The sequence below is a fragment of the Citrobacter sp. Igbk 16 genome, from assembly GCF_028069755.1.
Classification (GTDB): domain Bacteria; phylum Pseudomonadota; class Gammaproteobacteria; order Enterobacterales; family Enterobacteriaceae; genus Citrobacter.
Genome location: NZ_JANEWJ010000002.1, coordinates 133,773 through 158,973, shown reverse-complemented (window position 1 = coordinate 158,973; position 25,201 = coordinate 133,773). Strand labels below are relative to the sequence as shown.

Here is a 25,201-nt window from a genome sequence, read left to right as displayed (position 1 = left end):
TGGAAAAATTAATGAAAGGTCGCATTGATCTTCAGATAGCGTTCCGGGTATTGATCGAGTTCCTTCACGGCGTCAGGCACATCATCAATATTCACCACCTTGCTGACGACATCCGCAGGATTAATGTTCAGCGTAGCCAGCATCTGTAACGCTTCTTCGAATTCGCCAGCACTGGTACGTGATCCGCGCAGATCCAACTCTTTAAACGTGATCAGGTTAGTGGGCAACGATGTCTCCTGTTTTGGCCAGCCGGTGAAAGCAATACGACCCGCAAACGACGCAAGATCCAGCGTTTCGCGAATTGCACTGTTGGCACCAGATGCTTCGACGACAACCTGTGCCATCGTCCCCTGCGTGATATCTTTTATCGCCTCAACAACCTGGGTGTTCGACGGATTGATGACGTAAGGCACGCCCAGCGATTTTGCGTACTGAAGTCGTTCGTCCACGATATCGATCAGAATTGGCGTCGCACCGTAGCGCAATGCGCTCAATGCAGCCATCAGACCAATCGCACCGGCTCCAATAATGGCGATATGCTCCCCGGCCGTCAGTTTGGCGCGATGTAACGCATGCAGTGCGATAGTCAATGGTTCAGCCAACGGAGCCATCTCAGTGGCGACGTCATCCGGGATTTTGTGAATCAAATGCGCGGGGTGAGCAACCACCTCCTGCATTGCACCATCAATATGTACGCCAATGACCTTCAGGTTTTCACAGCAATTTGTTCTCCCCACTGAACAGGGGTAGCAATGACCACAATAAATATAAGGATCAACAATAACGCGGTCACCTTCCTTAATATTTGCTGGCATGCCCTTGCCTTGTTTAATAACAATACCCGTGACTTCATGTCCAATAATACGTGGATAGGTCACCAGGGGGTTAGTACCGCGAAATGCACCTATATCAGATCCACATATTCCAGCAGCATCAACTTTTATTAATACTTCATTATCTTTCTTTTCTGGGTAATCAACCCAACGGGTTTCAATTTCACCAGGTTTATTGATGTAGACAGCTTTGACTTTCATTTGTTTTTAATCCTTTATTTTTGACAAATACGAATACCAGACAGCTGGAAACAATCGCAATAGCACCAGCCAGATAGAATGCGTAATCATATTTACCGCTGAACTGAACAATAAATCCGGTGACCAGAGGGCCAATAATTCCGGATATATTTGCCAGCCCATGCATGGCGCCACCGACGCTACCCACTTTATCTTTGTGCACGACATCCTGAATAACTGCCCAATAAATAGGTCCAGTCAAATACAGCAGGAATAACGAGACTGACATCAATCCAACGGCACTGCCGATAGTGGTAACCGTTCCAGAAACCGCCACACAGATTGCCGCTCCAGCCAGGCAAACACCGAGAATGAGACGGCGAGAAAGCAGGGCGTTGCCCGTTACCCGATAGATAAAGTCAGAGCATACGCCACCCAATACCATGCCGATTGCACCAATTACCCAGGGGATCACCGTTGCAATACTGATTTCTTTAATATCAAGGTGTAGCGAGTGGTTCAGATAGCTTGGGAACCAGGTCAGGAAGAAAAAGAGTATGTAGTTATAGCTGAAGAAGGCCAGCGTCGTTGCCCACACCATCGGCTGCTTCATGTAGTAGCCGAGAGAAGGCATCGCTTTACCGTCATCCGCTAAAATGATGTCATCATGGTTTTCAAAATCGACACGTTCTTCCGGGGCGAGGTGTTTACTTTTTGAGGGTTTATCACTGGCAATGAAATACCAAAGTAATACCCAGGCTAAACCAAACAGGAAAATAATACCGAATGCCGGACGCCAGCCTAATGAAAGAGCCAGCAGGCCAACTACTGGACCGGAAATTGCGCCGCCCAACGGCGAGCCTGCGCTGAAAATGCCGATGGCAGTGGCAGATTCTTTACGTGAAATCCAGTTGTTGATAATTTTATTACCAGCAGCACTGACCGGTCCTTCAGCCATGCCGAATAATACGCGAACAGCCAGCATAGTCCATAAGCCAGTAACCAGACTGGTCATCCCACAAAATACTGACCAGAGTAATGCGGCGACCAGAAATACTGTTTTGGGGCCAAATCGGTCACTGGCCCAGCCACCGATAAAGTTAAATAGTGCATAACCAACAAAGAATGCGCTGAATATCATACCCATCTCAGCAGCATTGAATCCTAATTCCTTTTCGATGAGTGGAGCGGTGATCGACAATGCTGAACGATCCATATAGTTAAGCATGTAAACTATAAAAAGAAGAAAAACGATAAGCCATCCCATTGTTTTTCTTTTCATGATATATCCTCTTATTGTGGTCTAGCGGCCTGACCACAATATTTAAAACCTATTTTAAGATCACCATTCTTTTGATACGAATGTGATCAACATAACGAAAAATTAGCGCGTTAAATAATCACGATCAAATGCGAGTTTGCATATCTTTATGAATTTTAAGGTTTTTAATGTTAGCGGTGAAATTTAGGATAAAAACGAGCTTCGTATTCAACACCTATTTTGGGTGGATATTGCAATAGCGTCGTACAGGGAGAACGGCGAACGTTCAGCGCAAATCAGTCAACCAGCGCAGCGGCCAGGTACAGTCACAGTGGTATCCCACCCGCTGAGAACGGAAAAAGGGTTCATAACGACCTCTTCTTGTAATATTTCATTAACATTTGAGCTACATGTCACAGAATCAACGATGGGACTAAAAGTCGCTTTGACACGCTTTGGGTTACCTTCTAGAGTGGAAAAATACAGATTTTAGATAAGAGACTATCTGTGAAATTAAGATGGTCTCTTATTGCATTTTTTTAGCTAATGGCGACCTTCTTCCGAATATTATGAAGGGGAAAGCCATGTCCGCATGTTCATTCTCAAATCCGATAAAAATCCGTGGTGTAGATGATGTTATTAATTGCATCGATGCCAGGGGAAAAATCAGTGGCAGAGCTGGTGTTATTTGGTGGTTGGCACTAGGCGGTCTTTTTCTTGATGCTTTTTCAAATTCAGCCCTCAGTGCTGGATTAAACCCAATGACCCGCAATTTAAATCTTACTGCGACCGAAGTTGCACTACTCACCTCATTTTCATCGTGGGTTGCCATATTATTTAATCCCATTGGCGGCTGGATTGCCGATCGCTGGGGGCGTGTACCACCGCTGATTATCGCCAAAATAATGGCGGTGATTGGTGCTTTGTTGGTGATGTCATCCTCCAGTTTTAGCACGATTATCGTTGGTCGCTTCTTTGTTGGTGTCTCTTACGGGATGGACTTTGCTGTGGCAATGGCCATGCTGGCAGAGTTCACGCCGGTGAAACTAAAAAGCCGTTTAAACACCTGGCAGGGTGTCTGGTATGTTGCCGTTTGTTTAAATTTGGTATTAGCGCTGATGTTTTATTCATGGGATGTAGGTGATGCCATCTGGCGTTATTCTATTGCTGTAACGGCGTTATGTGGACTCATCGTTCTATTTTTCCAGTTCCGTTATTTAGTAGAAAGCCCGGTATGGTTGGCGAGAAAATCACGACTTTCTGAGGCTGTGAACGCTATGAATAAAATATACGGTGATAATTTTATTCTGGCGCCGAAAGCAGAACAGAAACCCGTTATTGGGCAGGCTGAAAAAGGTGCAAAAAATGTGCTGTTAATATTTCGTGGCGTCTATTTACCACGTACGATTCTGGCTTCGACCGTTCAAATCTGTCAGTCGATCCAATATTTCGGTGTGGGCTGGTATTTGCCGGTTATTAGTGCTGCGATGTTTGGTAAAAACTTTGTTTACGCAACCTTATGTTCACTATTTTTTAACGTTTTCGGTATCGTCGGCGGTTTCTTATCTCCCGCGATTGGCCGCCGTCTGGGGTTGCGTCGCTCCTCGGCGATCGGCTTTGCCGTGGCCTTCCTCGTGCTACTCACGCTGGGTCTGTTCAGTGACACTATGCCACTTTGGGCCTCTTTGTTGGTCCCTGCACTGTTTATTCTTTGCCACTCTGGCGGACCTGGTGCAAACGGGAAAAGCCTGTCGTCACTCTCTTTTCGCAGTGAACTGCGGGCTGGCGCGAACGGCGTGGTCGGTGCGCTCGGGGCAATAGGTGCGGCGCTTGGGCTGTTTATTTTCCCGGTCTTCCGTGATTTGTATGGCCTGCAAACGACCTTCCTGATCATGTCTGCCGTGCCGCTGTTTGCGAGCATTATCTGTTTTGTTATTCCGTGGGACCCCACTCGCACCACTATTCAGCCGGATAACGAGCCAGGTGCACCGCAGTTCGAATCACCCCATTCATCTTATCCAGAGTCGATGGCCCCAGAATCAAACAGGAGTACGAAATGAGTGAATACGAAGATGTCATCCTGGCTATCGATGAAGGTACATCGGGGACCCGTGCGGCAGTTGTTGCACAAAATAGCCAGGTTCACTGCCTGGAATACCAACCGCTTCAGGTCAGTAGTCTGCGTCATGGTGTGGTGGAACAAGATGCTGACGAAGTCTTGCAGGCCACTATTGAGGTTTGTCGCAAAGCGATAGCTAACGCGCAATGCAACAAGATGCGCATTGTGGCGCTGGCGATTGCGACCCAACGCTCAACGGCAGTGCTGTGGGATGCGCAAACGGGCAAGGCATTAACTCCGGCGATGGTCTGGCAGGATGCGCGCTTCACCGATGAACTGGCCCAGCTAGCCCCTGAATGGGATGCAAAACTGCTACCGCTGATTGGGCGACCGGTTGGGATACGCTCTCCTTATCTTTGGGCGTCGCACCATCTTGCCAATACGCCTGCGGTGGCGAAGGCGTATCAGGCTGGAACACTGGTCTTTGGTACCGTTGATAGCTGGTTGCTTTGGCATTTGGCGCAGGAGAAAAAAAGTGTCACCACACCGACAAATGCCACCTCTGCTGGCGCGTATTGCCTCAAAGAGCATCACTATCATTTGCCATGGCTACAGACCCTGGGCTTCCCGGCGTCATTGTTGCCTGAATTACATGACGATGCCGATGACTTCGGCACCACTCGTGAAGATATTCTGGGGATTAGCGTGCCAATCCTGGCCTGTGCAGGGGATCAGTTTGCAGGGGCAATTGGGCTGGGGTGTACCGAGCGAGGGCAGGCTTTTTGTATGCATGGCACTGGCAGCTTTGTTGATTTAATGATGGGGCCAACGGTACCAACATTGCAAAAGGGCTGTGAAAGTACGCTCACCATGACGGCGCGCCGCCAAAAAGGGCTTTCGCATTTCTCTGTCGAAACCTTTGTCCCCACTACCGGTTCGGCGCTCAACTGGGTGTGCGAAAAACTGCATTGGTTTGACTCACCTGAACACATCAGCGAGCTGGCCGCGCAGGCCAGCGACGCGGGTGGCGTAAGTTTTATTCCGGCGCTAACGGGGCTACGCGTACCCCATCTCCAGCCTCATGCCCGTGCGTCCCTGAACGGTATCTCAATCTCGACCACGCGCTCGCAGGTGGCCTACGCGATTCTGGAAGGGATTGCGCATTCGGTCGCGGCCTGTATTCGCGCAAATGAAGCGGCAACTGGGATCCCCACAAAAGAGTTGGTGGTCGGGGGAGGGTTATCAAATAGCGATACGTTATTGCAAATCCAGGCCGATCTTAGCGGTATTCCCGTGCGGCGAATGGCCGAAACGGCGCGGGCAAGCTTACGTGGCGTTGCGTTTTTGGCCGGTGCCGATGGGCTGCTGTGGGACTCGCTGTCGGATGCCTGCGCCATGCTAAAAACCGCGCGGCTATTTGAGCCAAAAATCAGTCATGACCTCCGCGAACAAAAAATTAATCGCTGGGCGATGCGTATTGCACTCGAAATGGAAGCCGCCGACAGCCTCACCTCAGCTAATCAGGAGCATACTTACTCATGAAGTTTTTCCCTTCGCGAAAGCCCAACAAAACCTGTAGTGAGATGTACGGTGCAGAGCCATTACGTCTCCAGCGTGCTGAACAACTGGATCGACTGGAAAGCGACACCTACGACATTCTGATTGTCGGTGGTGGTGTAACCGGAGCCTACGCGGCGTTGGATGCCAGCCTGCGTGGCTACCGGGTGGCGCTGATTGAGAAAAGTGACTTTGCCTCAGGCACTTCATCAAAGTCATCGAAAATGGTACACGGCGGTCTGCGCTATATCGAACAAGGAAATCTGGGACTGGTTCGCCACTCTTTACTCGAACGCCAGCGTATGCGGAGGAATGCCCGTCATCTGGTGCAACGGTTACCCTTTTTATTCCCGGTGCTCGATAAAAATGGCGTATTCGACAAGCGGATGTCCGCTGCATTTGAAAGCCTGCTCTGGACCTACGACCTTGCAGGAGGATGGCGGGAAGGCATCCTTCACCAAAAATTGACCCCTGCGGAAGTGCTGTCGCATTGCCCGACGCTCAAAGAAGAACAGCTATCCGGTGGTTTTATGTATTTCGATGCCCGCGTCGACGATGCCCGACTGACGTTGGCATTGGTGCGCACGGCGGCGTTTCATGGCGCGGCGGTGACCAACCACGCGGAAGTCATCGAAACCACGCGTGACCGGCACGGCAAAGTGAATGGGGCCATCGTTTATGCCGATGGCAGAGAAATTCAGGTCAATGCGCGGGTTGTCATCATGGCGACGGGCGTCTGGCTGCGTGACTGGAATGGACTGAAAAAAGGTGATGCATCGCCGCTGAATATCCGTCCTGCCAAGGGGGTACATGTTGCTATTCCGTGGATGAAGATCCGCAATGATTGCACTGTGACGATCCCGGTTGCCGGGCGCAGTCGCCGTGCGACGATCACCCGTTGGGGCAACGTTTCCTATTTGGGTACCACGGATGAAGATTATCAGGGCGATCTCAATGATGTTCACTGCAATCGCGCTGAACTGGACTTTCTGCTGGAAGGGGCGAATTCGGCATTGAAAACCGATCTCCGCCCGGAAGACGTGGTGGGAAGTATCGCCGGTTGCCGCCCTCTTGTGGGGACGGCGGGAGGCAAGACCGTTGAGATGAAACGTAATCATGAAATCACGGTTGCGGCAGATGGTCTGATTACGATTGTCGGCGGCAAACTGACGACATCACGTCATATGGCAGAAGAGACCATCGATGCCGCCAGCAAAATACTCGGCCGTAAAAAGGCCTGCTCAACCAAAACCGCCTGGTTGCTGGGGGCGGCGGGCTATGACCCGCAGGCGATTCTGGCATCGGGCGGTTTGTCTGCGCACCTGGGGGAGCGCTACGGGACTGAAGCGCATTTTGTCAGTGACCTTATCCAGTCCAATCCCTTACTGGCAAAGCCAATTGTGGAAGGTCTCCCCTATACCGAAGCGGAGGTGGTGTATGCCGTGCGCCATGAACTCGCCAGTACCATTGATGATGTGTTATCGCGCCGAATTCGTGCCCGTCTGATGGCTCGTGATGCGTCAGCGAATGCTGCGGAACGCGTGGGGGCAATTCTGCAACAAGAGCTCAAGCTTCAGCCTGAACAGGTGGCCCGGCAGGTAGCCAGCTATCGGGCGGCAATTAAACATGAAAAATCAACACTTATGGGGACATCCGAATGATCAGTAAAGAAGCGATTAAACGCGGTTACAACCGTGGAAATTATACGGTAGGTGCACACACACGCCCGGCATGGGCGACGGATATCAAAAGCAGCGGTGGCGCGAAAGGGATGCAGATTGATCCGGTAGTGATGAGCGAGGCAACGTTTGATCGACTGCGGGTCATTGCAGATGAGGTGCTGACGTCGGAGTCTGATGTGATTACCTGGACCCGCGACTGGTGGGCCGGATCGATGATTGCGGAAACCCAGGGTGCACCGGCTACGTCAAAAGGGGCGATTGTACGTGTCTCTACGGTAGAACAAATTCAGGATGTGATGCGTCTGGCGAATGCGTTGGCAATCCCAGTTACGGTTTCCGCCGGGCGCAGTAACGTCACTGGTGCCGCATTGCCGTTGCGGGGGGGCATCGTACTGGATGTTTGCGAACTCAACAAACTTATCGACTTCGATCCACAAAGCCAGATTGTTGACGTTGAAGCCGGCATGTTCGGCGATATTTTTGAACAAACTATCCAAAAAGAGTACGGCATGACGATGGGCCACTGGCCGTCATCGTTTGGTATCAGTACCGTGGGCGGTTGGGTGGCCTGTCGTGGCGCGGGACAGTTGTCGACCCGCTACGGCAAAATTGAAGATATGGTTTTTGGTATGGATGTGGTGCTGGCCGATGGGCGCTTAATCACCGTTGGCGGCTATGCACGCAGCGCTATCGGGCCTGATTTACAGCAAATGTTTATCGGTTCGGAAGGCACGCTGGGCGTGATTGTGCGTGTGCGTTTGAAGCTACATCGTCTGCCGGATTATGGCCGTGCCATCGCCTGGGGATTCTCCAGCTTCGCCAGTGGACTGGAGGCATGCCGTGAAATTTTACAGCATGGCGCGAACCCCGCAGCGTTGCGCCTGTACGATAACCTGGAAAGCGGCGTGCAGTTTGGTTTACCAGAGACCAATGTCCTGTTGATTGCGGATGAGGGGGAGCCTGAGATTGTCGATGCGGTACTGGCTATCAGCGAACGCGTGTGCCAGCGCAGCGGACAACAACTCGACGGCGAGGCTATTTTTGAACGCTGGCTGGACACCCGATATCTGACCGGAAAAAGTGCTGAAGGCTTTAAAAAGAGCCCGGGTCTGGTGGCGGATACACTGGAAATGGTGGGACGTTGGCGCGATCTGAGCGACGTGTATGATGATGTGGTGGCTGCGATTAACGCCGTACCCGGCACGCTGGCCGGTTCGGCGCATCAGTCTCACGCCTACATTGACGGCGCATGCCTCTATTTCTCATTGCGCGGTGATGTGGCGATTGAGCAACGTGCGGCCTGGTACCGTGCAGCATGGGATGCAGCGAATGCGGTGCTAATTAAGCACAACACCTCCCTTAGCCACCATCATGGTGTTGGTCTCCTGCGTTCGCCTTATATGCAGGCTTCTTTAGGCGAATCGCTTTCCGTTCTGGCGGATATCAAATACGCGCTGGATCCGAAAAACATCCTTAACCCTGGCAAACTGGGGTTAAGCGTCGATCTTCCTTCACATCAGGCAGGTCAATAATGATCAAAAATCTTGGCGTGCTCCTGGCACGCCAGCCCGTCATCATGGCGATTTACGGTATTGAGCAATTGAAAACCGCGCTGTCCAGCAAGGCAGAAGTCTGCATTATTGCCAATATTGACCTGATTAAGCTCCATCCGGTGATAGAACTGCTGTCGAAGGCGGGGAAGTACGTCATCGTGAATATCGACAGCTGCAATGGGCTGTCCCAGGATAAGGGCGGCATTGATTATGTGGCCGAAACGGGAGCGATGGGGTTGCTTTCGACGCGTTTACAAACCGTGCAGCGTGCGAAAAAGTGTGGACTGGTGACGATGCAGAAAATCTTTGTCACCGACCGTTCCACCTGGTTACGTAGCCTGAAAGCCGTAGAACAAAGCGAACCCGATTACGTGCAACTGATGCCTGCGCAGATGTTGCCGTTACTCTCACAGGCTGACCGTAATGTGTTGCCGCCGATAGTGGCATCAGGCTTCGTCTGTAACGAGGAACATGCTCAAACGGCGCTGTTACACGGCGCGATAGCAGTTTCGAGCAGTGATAGCGCATTATGGGATATAGACCTTCACCGTTAGAACACCGGGAGCCCGACTATGGAGAATTCACAACTTTTTGTTATTGCACATTATTTTTCTCGTCAGGGAATGGGGGACAAGGTCAATGATGCGCTCAGACTGCTTGCGGATGCCTCGCGTCAGGAGCCTGAAAACATCACCTATGAGTTTTTCCGTTCCACGGAAGACGGCGATCGCTTTGTGATTATTGAGACTTATCGTTGCGCACAAGGTCTCGAAATTCACCGACAAACGGAGCATTTTCAACGTATTGGCGTTGGGATTATCAACCCGTTGCTTGAGCGTAAAGAGGTGAAAAGCTTTCTCACTCATGCCGATGCACCGCGTAGTTAAAAGCTGGTCATTTTTACTACCAGGAGTACATCAATGAACACTGTCATGAAGGATTTTACGTTTTCAACTGTACCGGAAATTATCGTCGAGTGGGCGGGAGCATCACGAGCAGGGGAGATTATTCAGCCGCGATTTAGCGCGCGTCGCGTGTTGTTGGTGACCGACCCCGGACTGGTCAAAGCCGGGATTCTGCCGCCTGTTTTGCATAGCCTGCAAGCGGCAGGGTTTCAGGTGACGGTCTATGATCGGGTCCAACCCGATCCGCAGGAACGTCTTGTCCGGGAAGCTTTACAGGTTGCTCGTGATGACCATTGCGACATGGTCATTGGTCTGGGCGGCGGCTCCTCGCTGGATGTCGCGAAGCTGGTGGCCGTGTTAATCCACTCAGAGCAAGATCTGCAGGCGCTTTACGGTATTGGCAAAGTGTCTGGGCAGCGTCTGCCGTTGATTAACATCCCTACCACGGCAGGGACGGGATCAGAAGTCACTAATATTTCGATTTTGACGACCAATGATGACAGCAAAATGGGGATTGTCGCACCACAGCTATATGGCGACCTGGTGCTGCTGGATGCGCAATTGACGCTTGGACTTCCTCCGGTTCATACAGCGGCGGCTGGCATCGACGCGATGGTTCATGCCATTGAGGCTTATACCGGTAAACATAAGAAGAACCCGATTTCGGATGCGCTGGCACGGGAAGCATTACGCTTAATTAGCCGCCATCTGGTGACGGCCTGCCGTGATGGCCACAATCGGGAAGCCAGAGAGAGTGTGTTGTTGGGGGCAATGCTGGCAGGTCAGGCTTTCGCCAACTCTCCCGTGGGGGCGGTGCATGCGTTGGCATATCCATTGGGGGCTCGCCATCATATTCCACATGGTTTGTCGAATGCGCTGATGCTGATTCCGGTGCTGCAGTTTAATGCGCCAGTCGCTGCGCCGTACTATGCCGAGTTGGCTGCTGTCATTGGCGAGGAGGTGTCGGGGGATACGGAGAAAGATGCCGCGGTATTTATTGCTGCGATGGTACGCATTATTGCTGAATCTGGTGCACCGAAAAGGCTGCGCGATGTCGATATCCCTGCTGAAACGCTGGCGATATTGGCTCAGGATGCCATGCAGCAGACCCGTCTTCTGGATAACAACCCTGTTCCGCTCACTGCAGACGATGCGTTGCGGCTATACCAACACGCGTTTTAAACAGAACACTCGCCAGAAGCTTGTCCGGCGAGCGGATTGCCGGACACTGTTTTGGCCGATGACATCGCGAGAACAACCGAATAGACATATCGAATCCAGGTGTTAGTATTCAATAGATAGCAGTTATGAGTATGCGTGTTTCATTTCCGGCCAGGAACGCTGATGATGACAACATTACTACCCGATTTCACAGCATTTTCGTCATTCACTTCCTTCGCGGTAAGCGTTGCCTTAACGCCTGTCCGCTCTTTGGCCATCGTTTTTCATTCCTTCTCATCCCGGATGGAATCTCTCACTGAATAGCGGTTCAGTGGGTTTTGTGACACGCATCGTTTGATAACAGGGATTACGGCGGGTCGAATATGGATAAGTTTAAGCGTCATTTGGTGTGGTGGGGTGCGGGCATCCTGGTGGTGGTGGCCGCGATAGCATGGTGGATGCTACGTCCTGCGGGGATACCTGAAGGGTTTGCAGCCAGCAATGGCCGAATTGAAGCCACTGAAGTGGATATCGCCACCAAAATTGCCGGGCGTATTGATACGATCCTCGTGTCGGAAGGGCAGTTTGTCCGTCAGGGCGAGGTGCTGGCGAAAATGGATACCCGCGTGCTGCACGAGCAGCGACTGGAAGCGGTCGCGCAAATCAAAGAAGCGGAAAGTGCGGTGGCGGCGGCACGGGCGCTGCTGGAACAACGGCAAAGTGAAATGCGCGCTGCGCAGTCGGTAGTCAAACAGCGTGAAGCAGAGTTGCAGTCGGTCTCTAAACGCCACGTGCGCTCCCGTTCACTGTCCCAGCGTGGTGCGGTGTCTGAGCAGCAACTGGATGACGACCGCGCCGCCGCTGAAAGTGCGCGTGCTGCGCTGGAATCGGCAAAGGCGCAGGTCTCTGCCGCGAAAGCGGCGATTGAAGCCGCCCGCACCAGTATCATCCAGGCGCAAACCCGGGTCGAAGCTGCACAGGCCACCGAACGACGCATTGCGGCAGATATCGATGACAGCGAGCTTAAAGCTCCGCGCGATGGTCGCGTGCAGTACCGTGTGGCTGAACCGGGCGAAGTGCTGTCAGCTGGCGGGCGCGTGTTGAATATGGTCGATCTCAGCGATGTCTACATGACATTCTTCTTGCCGACCGAACAGGCTGGTCTGCTGAAGATTGGCGGTGAAGCGCGACTGGTGCTGGATGCCGCGCCGGATCTGCGTATTCCGGCGACCATCAGCTTTGTCGCCAGCGTCGCGCAGTTTACGCCGAAAACGGTTGAAACCAGTGATGAGCGGCTAAAGCTGATGTTCCGCGTGAAAGCGCGTATCCCACCGGAGCTGTTACAGCAGCACCTGGAGTACGTGAAAACCGGTCTGCCGGGCATGGCCTGGGTGCGTCTGGATGAAAGTCGCGCCTGGCCTGACTCCCTGGTGGTGAGGTTGCCGCAATGACGCATCTGGCGCTGGTTCCCGTTCCTCCCGTGGCGCACCTTGACGGCGTGAGTCAGCATTACGGGACAACGGTCGCGCTGAACAATATCACGCTGGATATCCCCGCCCGCTGTATGGTGGGGCTGATTGGCCCGGATGGCGTCGGAAAATCGAGCCTGCTGTCGCTTATTTCCGGTGCGCGGGTGATTGAACAGGGTAACGTGATGGTGCTGGGTGGCGACATGCGCGACCCGAAGCATCGTCGTGATGTCTGCCCGCGTATTGCCTGGATGCCGCAAGGGTTGGGTAAAAACCTGTACCACACGCTGTCGGTGTATGAGAACGTTGACTTCTTTGCCCGGCTGTTTGGTCATGACAAAGCGGAGCGTGAAGCGCGTATTACCGAACTGCTGAACAGCACCGGGCTGGCGCCGTTTCGCGACCGCCCAGCCGGGAAGCTCTCGGGCGGGATGAAACAAAAGTTGGGGCTGTGCTGTGCGTTAATCCACGACCCGGAATTGCTCATTCTTGATGAACCCACCACTGGGGTAGACCCGCTGTCACGTGCCCAGTTCTGGGATCTGATTAACAGCATTCGCCAGCGTCAGACCAATATGAGCGTGCTGGTTGCCACCGCCTATATGGAAGAAGCCGAGCGCTTTGACTGGCTGGTGGCGATGAACGCGGGTGAGGTATTAGCCACCGGCAGCGCGCAGCAGTTGCGCGAAAAAACGAACAGCGCCACGCTGGAGCAGGCGTTTATCGCGCTGTTACCGCAAGCGCAGCGTCAGGCGCACAAGCCGGTCGTGATCCCGCCTTATCACGCCGAGCAGGAAGAGGTCGCCATTGAGGCGAAAGATCTGACCATGCGCTTCGGCAAGTTCGTCGCCGTTGACCACGTTAACTTTCGCATTCCCCGCGGGGAGATCTTCGGCTTTCTCGGCTCCAACGGCTGCGGTAAATCCACCACCATGAAGATGCTCACCGGACTGCTGCCCGCAAGCGAAGGTGAGGCGTGGCTGTTTGGGCAAGCAGTTGACCCGAAAAATATCGATACCCGCCGTCGGGTGGGCTATATGTCGCAGGCGTTTTCGCTCTACAGCGAACTGACCGTGCGGCAAAACCTTGAGCTTCATGCACGGCTGTTCCATATCCCCGAAGCGGAAATCCCTGGGCGGGTGCAGGAGATGAGCGAACGCTTTTCGCTGACCGATGTTGAAGACGTGCTGCCTGGCGCCTTACCGCTGGGGATTCGTCAGCGCCTGTCGCTGGCCGTGGCGGTGATTCATCGCCCGGAAATGTTGATTCTCGACGAACCGACTTCCGGGGTTGATCCGGTGGCGAGAGATATGTTCTGGCAACTGATGGTCGATCTGTCGCGGCAGGATAAAGTCACTATTTTTATCTCCACCCACTTTATGAACGAAGCGGAGCGCTGCGACCGGATGTCGCTGATGCACGCCGGAAAAGTGCTCGCCAGCGGTACGCCGCAGGAGCTGGTGAAACAACGCGGCGCAGCCAACCTGGAAGAGGCGTTTATTTCCTGGCTACAGGAAGCCGCAGGCCCGGCACCGGAAGCTCAGTTACCGCCAGCCAATGTTCCGGTCGTGCATGAAAACAGTCAGCCGCCGCGCCAGGGCTTTAGCCTGCGGCGCTTGTTCAGCTACAGCCGGCGTGAAGCGCTGGAGCTGCGGCGGGACCCGGTGCGTTCAACGCTGGCGCTGATGGGGACGGTGATTCTGATGCTGATCATGGGCTACGGCATCAGCATGGACGTGGAAAATCTGCGTTTCTCCGTACTCGACCGTGACCAGACCGTCAGCAGCCAGGCGTGGACGCTGAATCTGGCGGGATCGCGCTATTTTATCGAGCAGCCGCCGCTTACCAGCTATGACGAGCTGGACAAGCGAATGCGTTCGGGCGAAGTGGCGGTGGCGATAGAAATTCCACCTAACTTTGGCCGCGATATTGCGCGTGGCACGTCGGTGAAGATTGGCGTCTGGGTTGATGGCGCGATGCCGAGCCGGGCCGAAACGGTAAGGGGTTACGTACAGGCCATGCACCAGACCTGGTTGCAGGATGTGATGGCGCGTCAGCCCAATGCCAGTGGGAAAAACGGGCTGATGACCATCGAGACGCGTTATCGCTATAACCCGGATGTGAAGAGCCTGCCGGCGATTGTTCCGGCGGTGATCCCGCTGCTGTTGATGATGATCCCTTCCATGCTCAGCGCACTCAGCGTGGTGCGCGAAAAAGAGCTGGGATCGATTATCAATCTGTACGTTACCCCCACGACCCGCAGTGAGTTTTTACTCGGCAAACAGTTGCCGTACATCGTGCTGGGGATGCTTAACTTTCTGCTGCTGTGCGCGTTGTCGGTGTTTGTGTTCGGTGTGCCGCATAAGGGGAGTTTTTTAACCCTGACGCTGGCCGCGCTGCTGTACGTCACCATTGCTACCGGACTGGGGCTGCTCATCTCCACGTTTATGAAAAGCCAGATCGCCGCCATTTTTGGTACCGCGATTATCACGCTGATCCCGGCAACGCAGTTTTCCGGGATGATCGACCCGGTGGCTTCGCTGGAAGGGCCGGGCCGGTGGATTGGTGAAATTTACCCGACCAGTCATTTTCTGACCATCGCGCGTGGAACGTTCTCTAAAGCGTTGGATCTGATGGATCTGTGGCAGCTGTTTATCCCGCTGGCAATCGCCATTCCGGTGGTGATCGGTCTGAGCGTGTTACTGCTGAAAAAACAGGAGGGGTGATGCGCCGATTACGCAATATTTATAATCTTGGTATCAAAGAGTTGCGCAGCCTGCTGGGCGACAAAGCGATGCTGACGCTGATTGTCTTCGCCTTCACGGTATCGGTTTACTCTTCTGCGACGGTGCTGCCTGGGTCGCTGCATCTTGCGCCGATTGCTATCGCCGATATGGACCAGTCGCAGCTGTCGAACCGCATTGTGAACAGCTTTTATCGCCCGTGGTTTTTACCGCCGGAGATGATCACTGCCGATGAAATGGATGCCGGGCTGGATGCCGGACGCTATACCTTTGCTGTGAATATTCCGCCTGATTTTCAGCGCGATGTGCTGGCAGGACGACAGCCGGATATTCAGGTTAACGTGGACGCCACGCGAATGAGCCAGGCGTTTACTGGTAACAGTTATATCCAGAATATCATCAGTGGTGAAGTGAACAGCTTTGTGGCGCGTTATCGTGACAACACTGAGCCGCCGGTGGCGCTGGAAATGCGCATGCGCTTTAACCCTAATCTGGAACCTGCCCGTTTTGGCGCGGTGATGGCGATCATCAACAACATTACCATGCTGGCGATTGTGCTCACCGGGTCGGCGCTGATCCGCGAACGTGAGCACGGGACGATAGAGCACCTGCTGGTGATGCCGGTGACACCGTTTGAAATCATGATGGCAAAAATCTGGTCGATGGGGCTGGTGGTGTTGGTCGTTTCCGGGTTGTCGCTGATGTTGATGGTGAAAGGGGTACTCGGCGTGCCGATTGAAGGCTCGATACCGCTATTTATGCTGGGTGTGGCGCTGAGCCTGTTTGCCACTACCTCGATCGGTATTTTTATGGGGACGCTGGCACGATCGATGCCGCAACTGGGATTGCTGATGATTCTGGTGCTGTTGCCGTTACAGATGCTCTCAGGGGGCTCTACGCCGCGTGAAAGTATGCCGCAGGCCGTGCAGGACATCATGCTAACCATGCCGACCACCCACTTTGTCAGCCTCGCGCAGGCGATCCTTTATCGTGGGGCTGGGTTCAGCATCGTCTGGCCGCAGTTCCTGACGCTACTGGCGATTGGCAGCGCGTTTTTCCTGATAGCGTTGTTACGCTTTCGTAAGACGATTGGCACGATGGCGTAATCATCATTGCCGGGGGCGCTTCGCTTGCCCGGCCTACGTAGGCCGGATAAGGCGCAGCCGCCATCCGGCAACGAAACAGGCAATTACTCTTCTTTCGGCAGGCACTGCAAATGACCATGACGTACGCCGCGCTGGGAAATCACATCATCGGCAAAATGCTGCACATCGCCCATATCGCCTTTCAGCACGGCGATTTCCAGGCAGTCGTCATGGTTGATGTGAACGTGTAGCGTAGCGACCGACAAATCATGGTGATGGTGCTGCGTCGAAACAATGCGGCTGGCCAAATCACGCTTCTCATGTTCATAAACATACGAGAGTACCGCGAAGCCCTGAGTGCCATGCTCCTGGGTCGTTTCCTGCGCCAGTGCACCACGCAAAATATCGCGAATCGCTTCAGAACGGTTGTTGTAACCACGGCGCTGGCTCAGGCTATCCAGCGTTTCCAGTAAATCGTCATCGAGAGTAATGGTGACTCGTTGCATCTGCAGTTAACCTTTCATGTCGCGCGTCGGCGCACAGGGAATGCGGGAGTTACAGCCTCTGCACGGCGTCGGCTGTCAGGGTAAATGGCGTTGGCGTGCACACGGCCAGACTCAGGGTGTCGAGCTGGCACTGGCTAACGGAGAGCGAGGTTGTCAGCGTAGTGCTATCGACGCTGACAATTTGCCAGGCGCTGCCGCCACGCTGCTTAACGATGGCTTCTTTGCGCGTCCAGATGCGCCAGAAAGCCGCCAGTTGGTGTTCCGGATGTTCTGCTTCGATTTCGGCATGTTCCCCGAGACTGAACACCGTATTTGCCAGTGTCTTCCAGTTTTCGCGCGGGCGCACGACTTCAATATCGCAGCCCACTTCCCCTTCGTCGCTAAGCAGCAGAGCAATGTCATCACCGCTGTGGCTAAGATTGAACCACAGCGGCGTGTCGGCTGAAAAGGCCGGTTTTCCTTGCTCGCCGTAGACGATATCAGGCAATGGCGAAAGGGCATGGGAAAGCAGCACGCGGCCCGCCAGCCAGCGTGCGCGGCGAGCACCCTGCGGTGCCTGCTCATAGAGCGCATGAGGCAGTACGCCGGTGCTTAAATCAGAAACTTTCCCTAGAACGATCCGGTACATATCACGGCCAACGTTTGATGATGATAGAAGTATTGATGCCGCCAAACGCAAAGTTGTTGCTCTGCAAAAACTCGCAATCAATCTTGCGGGCTTCACCCATAATGTAATCCAGCGCGCCACAATTGGCATCTGGCTGACTCAAATTCAGCGTAGGCGCAAACCAGCCTTCACGCATCATTTGCAGACTCATCCAGGCCTCCAGTGCGCCACAAGCGCCAAGGGTATGCCCAAAATAGCTTTTAAGCGAGGATAGCGGCACATTATCACCATAAATTGCGGCAGTCGCCTGACTTTCTGCAATATCGCCACGATCGGTTGCGGTACCGTGCGCGGAAATATAGCCGATATCCTGGGCGCTAATACCGGCCATGCTCAGCGATTTTTCCATGCAAATCTGCATTGTTTCACGCTGTGGCTGGGTGATATGGGCAGCATCGCAGTTAGTGGCAAAGCCGACGATTTCACCGTAAATCGTTGCTCCGCGTGCTTTAGCGTGTTCCAACTCCTCCAGCACCAGCGTACCAGCACCTTCTCCGATGACCAGACCATCGCGTTTTTCATCGAATGGGGAGGGGGTGGTTTTCGGTTCGTCATTGCGCTGGCTGGTGGCGAACAGCGTATCAAATACGGCGGCTTCGGAAGGGCACAGTTCTTCTGCACCACCGGCAACCATCACCGTTTGATAGCCGTGACGGATGGCTTCCCATGCGTAACCAATGGCCTGGCTACCGGAGGTGCAGGCGCTGGATGTCGGGATGACTCGCCCACGCAGGCCGAAAAATAATCCGGTGTTAACGGCCGTGGTGTGCGGCATCATTTGCACGTAGGTTGTGCCGGTGATGTTATTGGTGTGCTTCTCGGTCAGCATGGTCGCGAACTCACTCACCGGCCCGGTGCTGCCTGTGGAGGAACCGTATGCTATTCCGGTTTCACCGTTGGTCAGTACCCGATCGCCAATCAGTCCGGCCTGCTCTAACGCCAGTTCTGATGCGCGAGTGGACATCAGCGACACGCGACCCATGGCGCGAATGCGCTTGCGGGTATAGTGTTCCGGCAGCGTGAAGTTGTCGATCGGCGCACCCAACAGCGTGTGCAGTCCGTCATAAACCTGCCACTCCGGCATTTTGCGTACCGCATTTTCATACGCCAATAGCCTGGCGGAGACATCCTGCCAGTTTTCCCCAAAGGCGGTGACGCCGCCCATGCCTGTAATCACGACACGACGTGTCATAACATCCCTCCATTGATGGAAATCACCTGGCGAGTGACATAGCCCGCCACATCCGACATTAAATAGCTGGCAAGCCCGGCCACTTCTTCAGCCTGACCTATCCGTTTCATGGGGATCATCGACATCGCCTCTTTCAATGCGGCTTCTTCCATCTCGATCATCCCGGTATCAATCAGTCCTGGTGCAATGCAGTTTACGGTAATTTTGCGTTTTGCCAGTTCGATGGCCAGCGCTTTGGTGGCGCCAATAATACCGGCTTTTGCTGCACTGTAATTAACCTGACCGCGGTTGCCCATCACGCCGGATACCGAAGACAATGTGATGATACGACCACCCTGGCGTGCGCTAATCATTGGCATAATGCACGGATGAATGACGTTGTAAAAGCTGTCGAGGTTGGTGTGGATCACCGCATCCCAGTCGTTATCACTGAGTGCAGGGAAGGCGGCATCACGCGTCACCCCGGCGTTGCTGACAATACCGTACCATGCGCCGTTAACCTCAATATCGTGCTCCAGTACTTCACGGCACTGCTCGCGATTGGCAACGTCAAACGTCAACAGACGCCCTGTGCCGCCCGCGGCGAGGATAGCCTCCAGTGTGTCTTGTGCACCTTGCGCATCGCGATGATAGTGCACGCCGACCACAAAGCCGTCTGCCGCCAGTTGTCTGGCGATGGCGCGACCGATACCTTTGCTGGCACCCGTAACTAAAACTGAACGACTCATGTGGACGCTCCTTGTTGAAATAGCGTGTTAATTTCTTCTGCTGTTGGCTGGAAGGTGTTGACGCGACCGGTTGCCAGCGTCTTGTTGTCTGCCTGAATGACGCATTCAAAGCTACCGAATCGTGCATCCTGCATCAGCAATTTGACATGGATGCTCAGTATCTTCCCGGCAGGCAGAACACCCGCAGCACAGACTAACTCGCGTGCGCCCAGCACCATACCTAACGCAATACTCGCCTGACCGTGTTGCTGGCGGTGCCAGCCAGACCAGACGCCAATGGTCTGCGCCATTAATTCCAGTGCGAACCAGCCGGGCAAATTGCCATCAGGGTCGAGGAAAGGGGCCAGTACGCTGTTTGCTGATACCGTAACGTGGCAGGTGGCGGTTTCGTCCGCCACACTGACGACCTCTTCAAGGAGCAGCATCGGTGCATCATGCGGTAAATAATCGCCCGGTGATAAATAGTGGCTCATGAGATTCTCCCGAGCAGGATGCTGGCATTATTACCGCCGAAGGCGAACGAGTTAGATAAGATTACTGGACGAGTCAGCGGCTGCGGCTGTTCAATGATGCCGCAGGGGGGCAATGTTTCATCGCGCGGTGACTGGCTGAAATCCTGCGGTGGCAGTGGCAGGTTGCGTTGCAGAATCAGCATACTGATCGCGGCTTCGGTGATCCCCGCAGCACCCAGCGTGTGGCCGGTCAGGTGTTTGGTCGAGCTGCATGGGACCGTGTCGCCAAATAGTGTGCTCACGACGTTGGATTCAATTTGATCATTTAGCGGAGTGGCCGTTCCGTGCAGATTGATATAGCCCACGTGTTCCGGTGTCATTCCTGCGTCGTTAAGTGCCTGGCCTATGGCGCGAATGGCACCTTCTCCCTGCGGGTGGGGAGCCGAAATATGGTACGCATCGCTGGATTCGCCGACGCCCAGGAGTGCAATGGGCTGTGGCTCGCGGGTTAATACCATCAATGCGGCACCTTCGCCGATGGTGATCCCGTTGCGGTCGCGGCCAAACGGCTGGCATCGTGTTGGGGAGAGCGATTCCAGACTGTGGAATCCGTTGATTGGCATTCGGCTTAGCGTATCGGCACCGCCGACAATGGCAATATCCACCAAACCAGATTCGATTAAGCGACGCCCGCTCATGATAGCCCGCGCACTGGACGAGCAGGCGGTTGAGAGCGTAAAGGCCGGGCCATCCAGCGCCAGCCAGTGGCTAAGAAAACGCGACGGATCGCCCAGTTCCTGCTGCGGGTAGCGCCAGTCGGTGCTCTCTTTGTCGTTGAGTATTAGATCAACGTGAACGTCACCTTCATCCAGACCGGAGGTGCTGGTACCGAGAACGACAGCAATACGATCGCGGCCAAACCGGGTGATAGCGTCGTCCACCTGCGGCTGGATTTGTGCCAGTGCGGCCAGCAGTAGCTGGTTATTGCGCGAACGATGTGCGCTAAATTGCTGAGGGATCGCGGGCAGCTCACCGTCTACGCCTGCTAATACGGCGGGTGGGTGTCCTTGCAGCCAGTTCGCGCGTGGGCGCATTCCCGGCGCGATGCCACGTGTGAGGTTGGCTGCGATTTCATCGGTGTTATTGCCCAACGCGTTAATCATGCCAACGGCAGAAATGTAGATCATCTCAGTCACCCAGGTATTGAATGGTGATGTGGTATTTAAATACGTGCTGCTCAATGCTGATCGGTTCGCGTTTTCCTTTTCGATTCAGATACGTGATTTCCGTGACCAGTTTGCCGCGGCTATTGCGCAGTTCACGCGTATCACCCGTATCGACGAGCCTCCAGCCTTGAGGTAATTGCGGTTGCCAGGCGCTAATTGGCCAATGGCTGAGCATCACGTCAGCCAGCACCTGACTGGCGGGCGGCAGTTGCGGAACGATGATCGATTGCTCGGTGTGCAATCCTTTTTCATCGTAAGTCACGAGGAACAGGCGAATGCCAACTGATGACAAGCCGGCCAGTGTGATTTTCTTATCATCAGCGTTAAGCATGACCAACAGCGACTGAGTTTTGCCGTTAAAACTTCCGGTCAGCAGCTGTTGTGAATTCACCGCGGGAGAAATCCCCGGAGCAGGTAGCGTCACACGAGCGCCCGGCTCTAACCAGGCTTGCGGACGGCCTTGCTGTTCCGGCTGCGAGTGGCCGCATCCGGCCAGCAGTAACGTGGCGACGAGCAGGCCCCGCCGGATGGCGCTGTGCTTATCCGGCCTACAATTGATGCGCTGGTGTTGACCGACAATGCCGCCATCCGGCAAAAGCCCACTCAACCAACGAAATATCGGTTTACTCATCGTTTTTTCTTCTCTCTTTTCGTTGGCATCGCCAGCGGTGATAGCAGGAAGGCGGTGAAAATGCCGCTTACCAGCACAATGCCAAAACTGCTGATTGCCTGAGTGGCGCTAAAGACCAGCATGCCGAGCGTCAGGAGCGTGGTCATCATCGCCAGCGTGATAGCCAGTAGTGACGTCAGTGGCGTACCGCGTGGATTACTGAAAAACAGCGTGTAGTTAATGCCAATTCCCAGTACCAACACCAATGCCAGCAGTGAGAACAAGTTGAGCGCATGGCCACTCAGGGCCAGTACCGCCAGACCACAACCTAAAGATAACACGGAGGGGACCAGGCTAATTAAGCCCTTACGCCAGCCAAGTCGAATCACGGCGCCACAGGCAATTACTGCCAGTGCAACACACAGCAAGCCCGTCAGAATATGGCGATAAAGGGCAAACAGATTGTCAAAGCTGCTCTTACGATCCACCCATGCAACACCGGAATATTTCGTGCTGAGTGTGTTTAAAGCATCACTTTGTTTCACGCCTTCAACGGGAACCAGTACGCTGCTTTCGCCGTCCGCCAGCGACAGCCACAGCAAGCGCCAGCCCTCACTGGCCGGGCTGGAAAGCCAGGCATCGACGGTGACCGGCATAGCGCTAAGATCGGGTTTCACCGTTGCCAGTCCGGCGCTGTTTAAGGCCTTTGTGACGGCGGGTGCGGCATCTTTTAACAGGGTGAGATCCTGCTGCTGCCGGGTGAGCGAATTTAACGGAATGGTGCGATATCCGCTGAGTAATCCGTCTTTTTTTGCCTCTTCCAGCGCGGGAGTAAAGGCTTCCAGTCGCTCCAGCGTTTGCTGAGCGGATTTGCCGTACACGACAAACCACTTCTGGTCGACGCTTTGCCCGGTCAGGGCGGTAATCGCTTTTTCCTGAGCGAGAATGCCCTGCGGCAGCGCCTGTAACTGGGAGATATCATCGTCTACACGTAGCGTCGCCATACCTGCCAACGAGAACAATGCCAGCGCCACCGGCAGGCCAACGGATACTGTCTTATTCCGCCGCCAGGCGGCAAGCCAGCGTAGCATGAGTACCATTGCCGGAACCGGGCGCACTGGCAACCTATGACACAACCACGGGTGCCAGAAAATGACTGTCAAACATGAGGCACTCAGACCCACCGCCGCGAATACCGCCATCTGGCGAATACCGGGGAAGGGGGCGAGCATCATAATCAGATACGCCGCCACGGTGGTCAGTAGTGCCAGGAGCAGGGCATTGCGTACTTTGGCAAGGCTTTGCCATGGCGATGTTTCTGCACCGTGCACCATCCGCTCGGTCAAATAGTAGAGCGTATAGTCGGCGGAAATACCGATGATGCTCATGCTCATCACCAGCGTCATCAGATGGAGCTCGCCAAAAATCAGCAGCGTGACGACGGTTCCCGCCAGCGCGCCAATACCAATTGAAATCAGGCACAGCAGCAGCGGACGCAGCGAACGAAACACGGCCACGATGAGCAGGATCACCCCGATCACGGTCGCTATGCCGAGGGTCGAGATATCCTGTTTCGCCTGCTGGCTGGCGTAATCGCTGTAGAACAGCGTCCCGCGAGACAGCAGTTGTGCCTGCGGATAGTGGGTTTTGAACTCACCTTCCAGCGTATTCAGTGTAGTGACCAATTGGTGCGTCTGTTGCATATCAAACGATGAACCGGTCAGCTCGCCATGTAACAGATACCAGTAGTTGCCTTGCTCGTCCTGCGTGACCAGCCAGCCGTCCATCAGGCGTAAACGCTGCCCATTTTTAGCCATGGCCAACTGCGAGCCGCGCATCAGCATGAGAGGGTCGTTTTGTAGCTCTTTGCCGCTGACGCCGGAGAACGCCGAGTAAAGCTGGGACAGAATCCACTGGGCCTGCGCTTCGCCGCCGTTTTGCAGACGGGCGCGGGTGTCGTTATCTATCAGGCCGTTACGATGTTGCCAGAAGAAAGCCCCCCAGGCCTGCTGGCTGTTGGCATCCATCGGGCCTTTCACCTGAGCCAGCGCGTGCGATTTTTGCAGTAGCGCCAGCCAGTCGCGCGCCGCCGCCGGGTCCGGTTGTTTACCGGGGCTCACCAGCCAGACCAATTGCCGGTCAAGGCGCTGCATAAACCCCTCGTTCAGACTCGGCGGGATGGCCCCCAGCGTCTGCTTTGGCAACATGGCCAGCACGCTGCTGTTAAGCCGGGCCTGAGGTAGCAGCGTCAGCAGGACGCCAAGCAGAATCAGGCAGGCGGCTCCCCATAGCAGCGCGGGGCGTTTACTGGGCGGTAAAGCGTTGGCGTTCGTCATCGGTCAGTTGCGCTGGCGTGAGTTGGTGTTGGGAAAGCGCGATATCGGTACGATCGCCCTGCTTATCATTGAGCTGAATACTCTCCAGATAGGTCTTGCCGGCTAAATCAATCGTCGCAAAAATCTTATCCAGCGGGGTGGTGATTGGCGTCAGGCGTAGCGTCCAGCGACCGTCCCCTAAGTCTGCAAACGCCACGCGGAAGTTTTTTTCCAGCACCTTACGATCCGCCTGGAATAGCGCCCGTAGCAGATGGTTAAACTGGAACATTTGCGGGTTATTCTCCGCGGTGATGGTCTGCGGCGGTTGACCGTTAATCGCCTGAACCATCCGTTTGTCATCCAGTAGCAACTGCATCGGGAACGGCGCGGTTTGGTCCCATAACAGGCCCTGGTCGCGGGCGATCAGCATGTTGCCCTGAGATCGTAGCGGCTGCGGCAGATCCTTTATCGTCCGGGTTTGATCGAAGTGGGCGCGAACCACCGGTTGTTCGGTAAAACGCTGTTGCAGGGCGTCAAGCGTCAGGGCGCTGACGAAAGGGCTGACGAGCAGCAGGAGCAATGGCCATAATTTCATGGTGTCACTCCCATCCGTTCAAACAGAATATCGGGGCTGACAAAGCACAGTTCACGGCTTTTTTCGTCTACGGCGACCTGGATGGTGTAGCCTGTTGTGGCGCGTTTCCCTGTTTCAGCATCAAAAATTTCGTAGCCGATACGCAGGCGATTTTCGAACTCTTTAATTTGGGCGCGTACACGGATACGCTGCTCGAAAGTCAGGGCATTGCGATACTTCACGCGAGTGTCGACCACGGGCCACAGATAGCCAGATTCTTTCATCTGCCGATAACCGTAATCGAATTGGTTCAGCAGTGCCTCACGGGCAATCTCGAAATAGCGGAAGTAGTTGCCATGCCACGCTACACCCATCATATCGACGTCGTGAAACGGAATAGTCAGCTCGACTTCAGCCGTAAAGCGGGGATCGTTAAGCACCC

22 protein-coding genes are annotated in these 25,201 nt (G+C 54.4%); 10 read left to right on the top strand and 12 right to left on the bottom strand.

The window, feature by feature from the left end; translation table 11 throughout:
• Positions 1-8: 8 nt before the first annotated feature.
• Positions 9-1,034, bottom strand: a complete 1,026-nt coding sequence (locus NNO03_RS02435) for an alcohol dehydrogenase catalytic domain-containing protein (RefSeq protein WP_202037499.1) — start codon at positions 1,032-1,034, stop codon at positions 9-11.
• Positions 1,006-2,295, bottom strand: a complete 1,290-nt coding sequence (locus NNO03_RS02430; RefSeq protein WP_048213619.1) for an MFS transporter — start codon at positions 2,293-2,295, stop codon at positions 1,006-1,008. The genes NNO03_RS02435 and NNO03_RS02430 overlap by 29 nt, the downstream gene beginning before the upstream one ends.
• A 548-nt stretch (positions 2,296-2,843) precedes the next feature.
• Here NNO03_RS02430 and NNO03_RS02425 point away from each other — a divergent pair.
• The 10 genes from NNO03_RS02425 to NNO03_RS02380 all read left to right on the top strand — a co-directional run bounded on the left by NNO03_RS02425 (position 2,844) and on the right by NNO03_RS02380 (position 16,510).
• Positions 2,844-4,334, top strand: a complete 1,491-nt coding sequence (locus tag NNO03_RS02425; protein ID WP_333908914.1) for an MFS transporter — start codon at positions 2,844-2,846, stop codon at positions 4,332-4,334.
• Positions 4,331-5,875 carry an FGGY family carbohydrate kinase gene (locus NNO03_RS02420; RefSeq protein ID WP_271448704.1) on the top strand — a complete coding sequence of 515 codons (1,545 nt, stop codon included), beginning with the start codon at positions 4,331-4,333 and terminating at the stop codon, positions 5,873-5,875. Before NNO03_RS02425 ends, NNO03_RS02420 begins: the two co-directional genes overlap by 4 nt.
• Positions 5,872-7,551 carry a glycerol-3-phosphate dehydrogenase/oxidase gene (locus NNO03_RS02415; protein WP_271448703.1) on the top strand — a complete coding sequence of 560 codons (1,680 nt, stop codon included), beginning with the start codon at positions 5,872-5,874 and terminating at the stop codon, positions 7,549-7,551. Before NNO03_RS02420 ends, NNO03_RS02415 begins: the two co-directional genes overlap by 4 nt.
• Positions 7,548-9,104, top strand: coding sequence for an FAD-binding oxidoreductase (locus NNO03_RS02410; protein WP_271448702.1), 1,557 nt, complete (start codon positions 7,548-7,550; stop codon positions 9,102-9,104). Before NNO03_RS02415 ends, NNO03_RS02410 begins: the two co-directional genes overlap by 4 nt.
• Positions 9,104-9,679, top strand: coding sequence for a glycerol-3-phosphate responsive antiterminator (locus NNO03_RS02405; protein WP_271448701.1), 576 nt, complete (start codon positions 9,104-9,106; stop codon positions 9,677-9,679). Before NNO03_RS02410 ends, NNO03_RS02405 begins: the two co-directional genes overlap by 1 nt.
• A gap of 18 nt (positions 9,680-9,697) precedes the next feature.
• Entirely contained in the window at positions 9,698-10,012 is a 315-nt protein-coding gene (locus NNO03_RS02400) for a putative quinol monooxygenase (RefSeq protein WP_271441295.1), read from the top strand.
• Positions 10,013-10,045: 33 nt separating this feature from the next.
• Positions 10,046-11,212: an iron-containing alcohol dehydrogenase gene (locus NNO03_RS02395; protein ID WP_271448700.1), complete on the top strand. Its 1,167-nt coding sequence runs from the start codon at positions 10,046-10,048 to the stop codon at positions 11,210-11,212.
• Positions 11,213-11,574: 362 nt separating this feature from the next.
• Positions 11,575-12,642: an HlyD family secretion protein gene (locus tag NNO03_RS02390; protein WP_202037506.1), complete on the top strand. Its 1,068-nt coding sequence runs from the start codon at positions 11,575-11,577 to the stop codon at positions 12,640-12,642.
• Entirely contained in the window at positions 12,639-15,386 is a 2,748-nt protein-coding gene (gene rbbA, locus NNO03_RS02385; protein ID WP_271448699.1) for a ribosome-associated ATPase/putative transporter RbbA, read from the top strand. The genes NNO03_RS02390 and rbbA overlap by 4 nt, the downstream gene beginning before the upstream one ends.
• On the top strand, positions 15,386-16,510 hold the full coding sequence (locus NNO03_RS02380; protein ID WP_137381997.1) for an ABC transporter permease: 1,125 nt from the start codon (positions 15,386-15,388) through the stop codon (positions 16,508-16,510). The genes rbbA and NNO03_RS02380 overlap by 1 nt, the downstream gene beginning before the upstream one ends.
• Positions 16,511-16,593: 83 nt before the next feature.
• On the opposite strand, the gene nikR is transcribed toward NNO03_RS02380, so the two are convergent.
• Genes nikR through NNO03_RS02330 form a run of 10 tightly spaced genes read right to left on the bottom strand, consistent with a single transcriptional unit; the run spans position 16,594 to position 25,199 of the window.
• A complete protein-coding gene (gene nikR, locus NNO03_RS02375) occupies positions 16,594-16,995 on the bottom strand; it encodes a nickel-responsive transcriptional regulator NikR (protein WP_005121550.1) in 402 nt (133 codons plus the stop codon).
• 49 nt (positions 16,996-17,044) lie between these two features.
• Positions 17,045-17,623 (bottom strand): 4'-phosphopantetheinyl transferase AcpT, encoded by a 579-nt coding sequence (gene acpT / locus NNO03_RS02370; protein WP_271441299.1) that lies wholly within the window; start codon positions 17,621-17,623, stop codon positions 17,045-17,047.
• 1 nt (position 17,624) lies between these two features.
• Positions 17,625-18,854, bottom strand: a complete 1,230-nt coding sequence (locus NNO03_RS02365; protein WP_271441300.1) for a beta-ketoacyl-ACP synthase — start codon at positions 18,852-18,854, stop codon at positions 17,625-17,627.
• Positions 18,851-19,582, bottom strand: coding sequence for a 3-ketoacyl-ACP reductase FabG2 (locus NNO03_RS02360; RefSeq protein WP_271441301.1), 732 nt, complete (start codon positions 19,580-19,582; stop codon positions 18,851-18,853). The genes NNO03_RS02365 and NNO03_RS02360 overlap by 4 nt, the downstream gene beginning before the upstream one ends.
• Positions 19,579-20,055 carry a 3-hydroxy-fatty acyl-ACP dehydratase gene (locus NNO03_RS02355; protein ID WP_271448698.1) on the bottom strand — a complete coding sequence of 159 codons (477 nt, stop codon included), beginning with the start codon at positions 20,053-20,055 and terminating at the stop codon, positions 19,579-19,581. The genes NNO03_RS02360 and NNO03_RS02355 overlap by 4 nt, the downstream gene beginning before the upstream one ends.
• A complete protein-coding gene (locus NNO03_RS02350; RefSeq protein ID WP_271448697.1) occupies positions 20,052-21,221 on the bottom strand; it encodes a beta-ketoacyl-[acyl-carrier-protein] synthase family protein in 1,170 nt (389 codons plus the stop codon). Before NNO03_RS02350 ends, NNO03_RS02355 begins: the two co-directional genes overlap by 4 nt.
• A gap of 1 nt (position 21,222) precedes the next feature.
• Complete coding sequence (locus NNO03_RS02345; protein WP_271441304.1) at positions 21,223-21,891, bottom strand: DUF3261 domain-containing protein; 669 nt, start codon at positions 21,889-21,891, stop codon at positions 21,223-21,225.
• Positions 21,888-24,206, bottom strand: coding sequence for an MMPL family transporter (locus tag NNO03_RS02340; protein ID WP_271448696.1), 2,319 nt, complete (start codon positions 24,204-24,206; stop codon positions 21,888-21,890). The genes NNO03_RS02345 and NNO03_RS02340 overlap by 4 nt, the downstream gene beginning before the upstream one ends.
• Positions 24,175-24,780, bottom strand: coding sequence for an outer membrane lipoprotein carrier protein LolA (locus tag NNO03_RS02335; RefSeq protein WP_271448695.1), 606 nt, complete (start codon positions 24,778-24,780; stop codon positions 24,175-24,177). Before NNO03_RS02335 ends, NNO03_RS02340 begins: the two co-directional genes overlap by 32 nt.
• The gene (locus tag NNO03_RS02330; protein WP_045448568.1) at positions 24,777-25,199 is read right to left on the bottom strand and encodes a thioesterase family protein; all 423 of its coding nucleotides are present in this window, start codon (positions 25,197-25,199) and stop codon (positions 24,777-24,779) included. Before NNO03_RS02330 ends, NNO03_RS02335 begins: the two co-directional genes overlap by 4 nt.
• Positions 25,200-25,201: the final 2 nt, after the last annotated feature.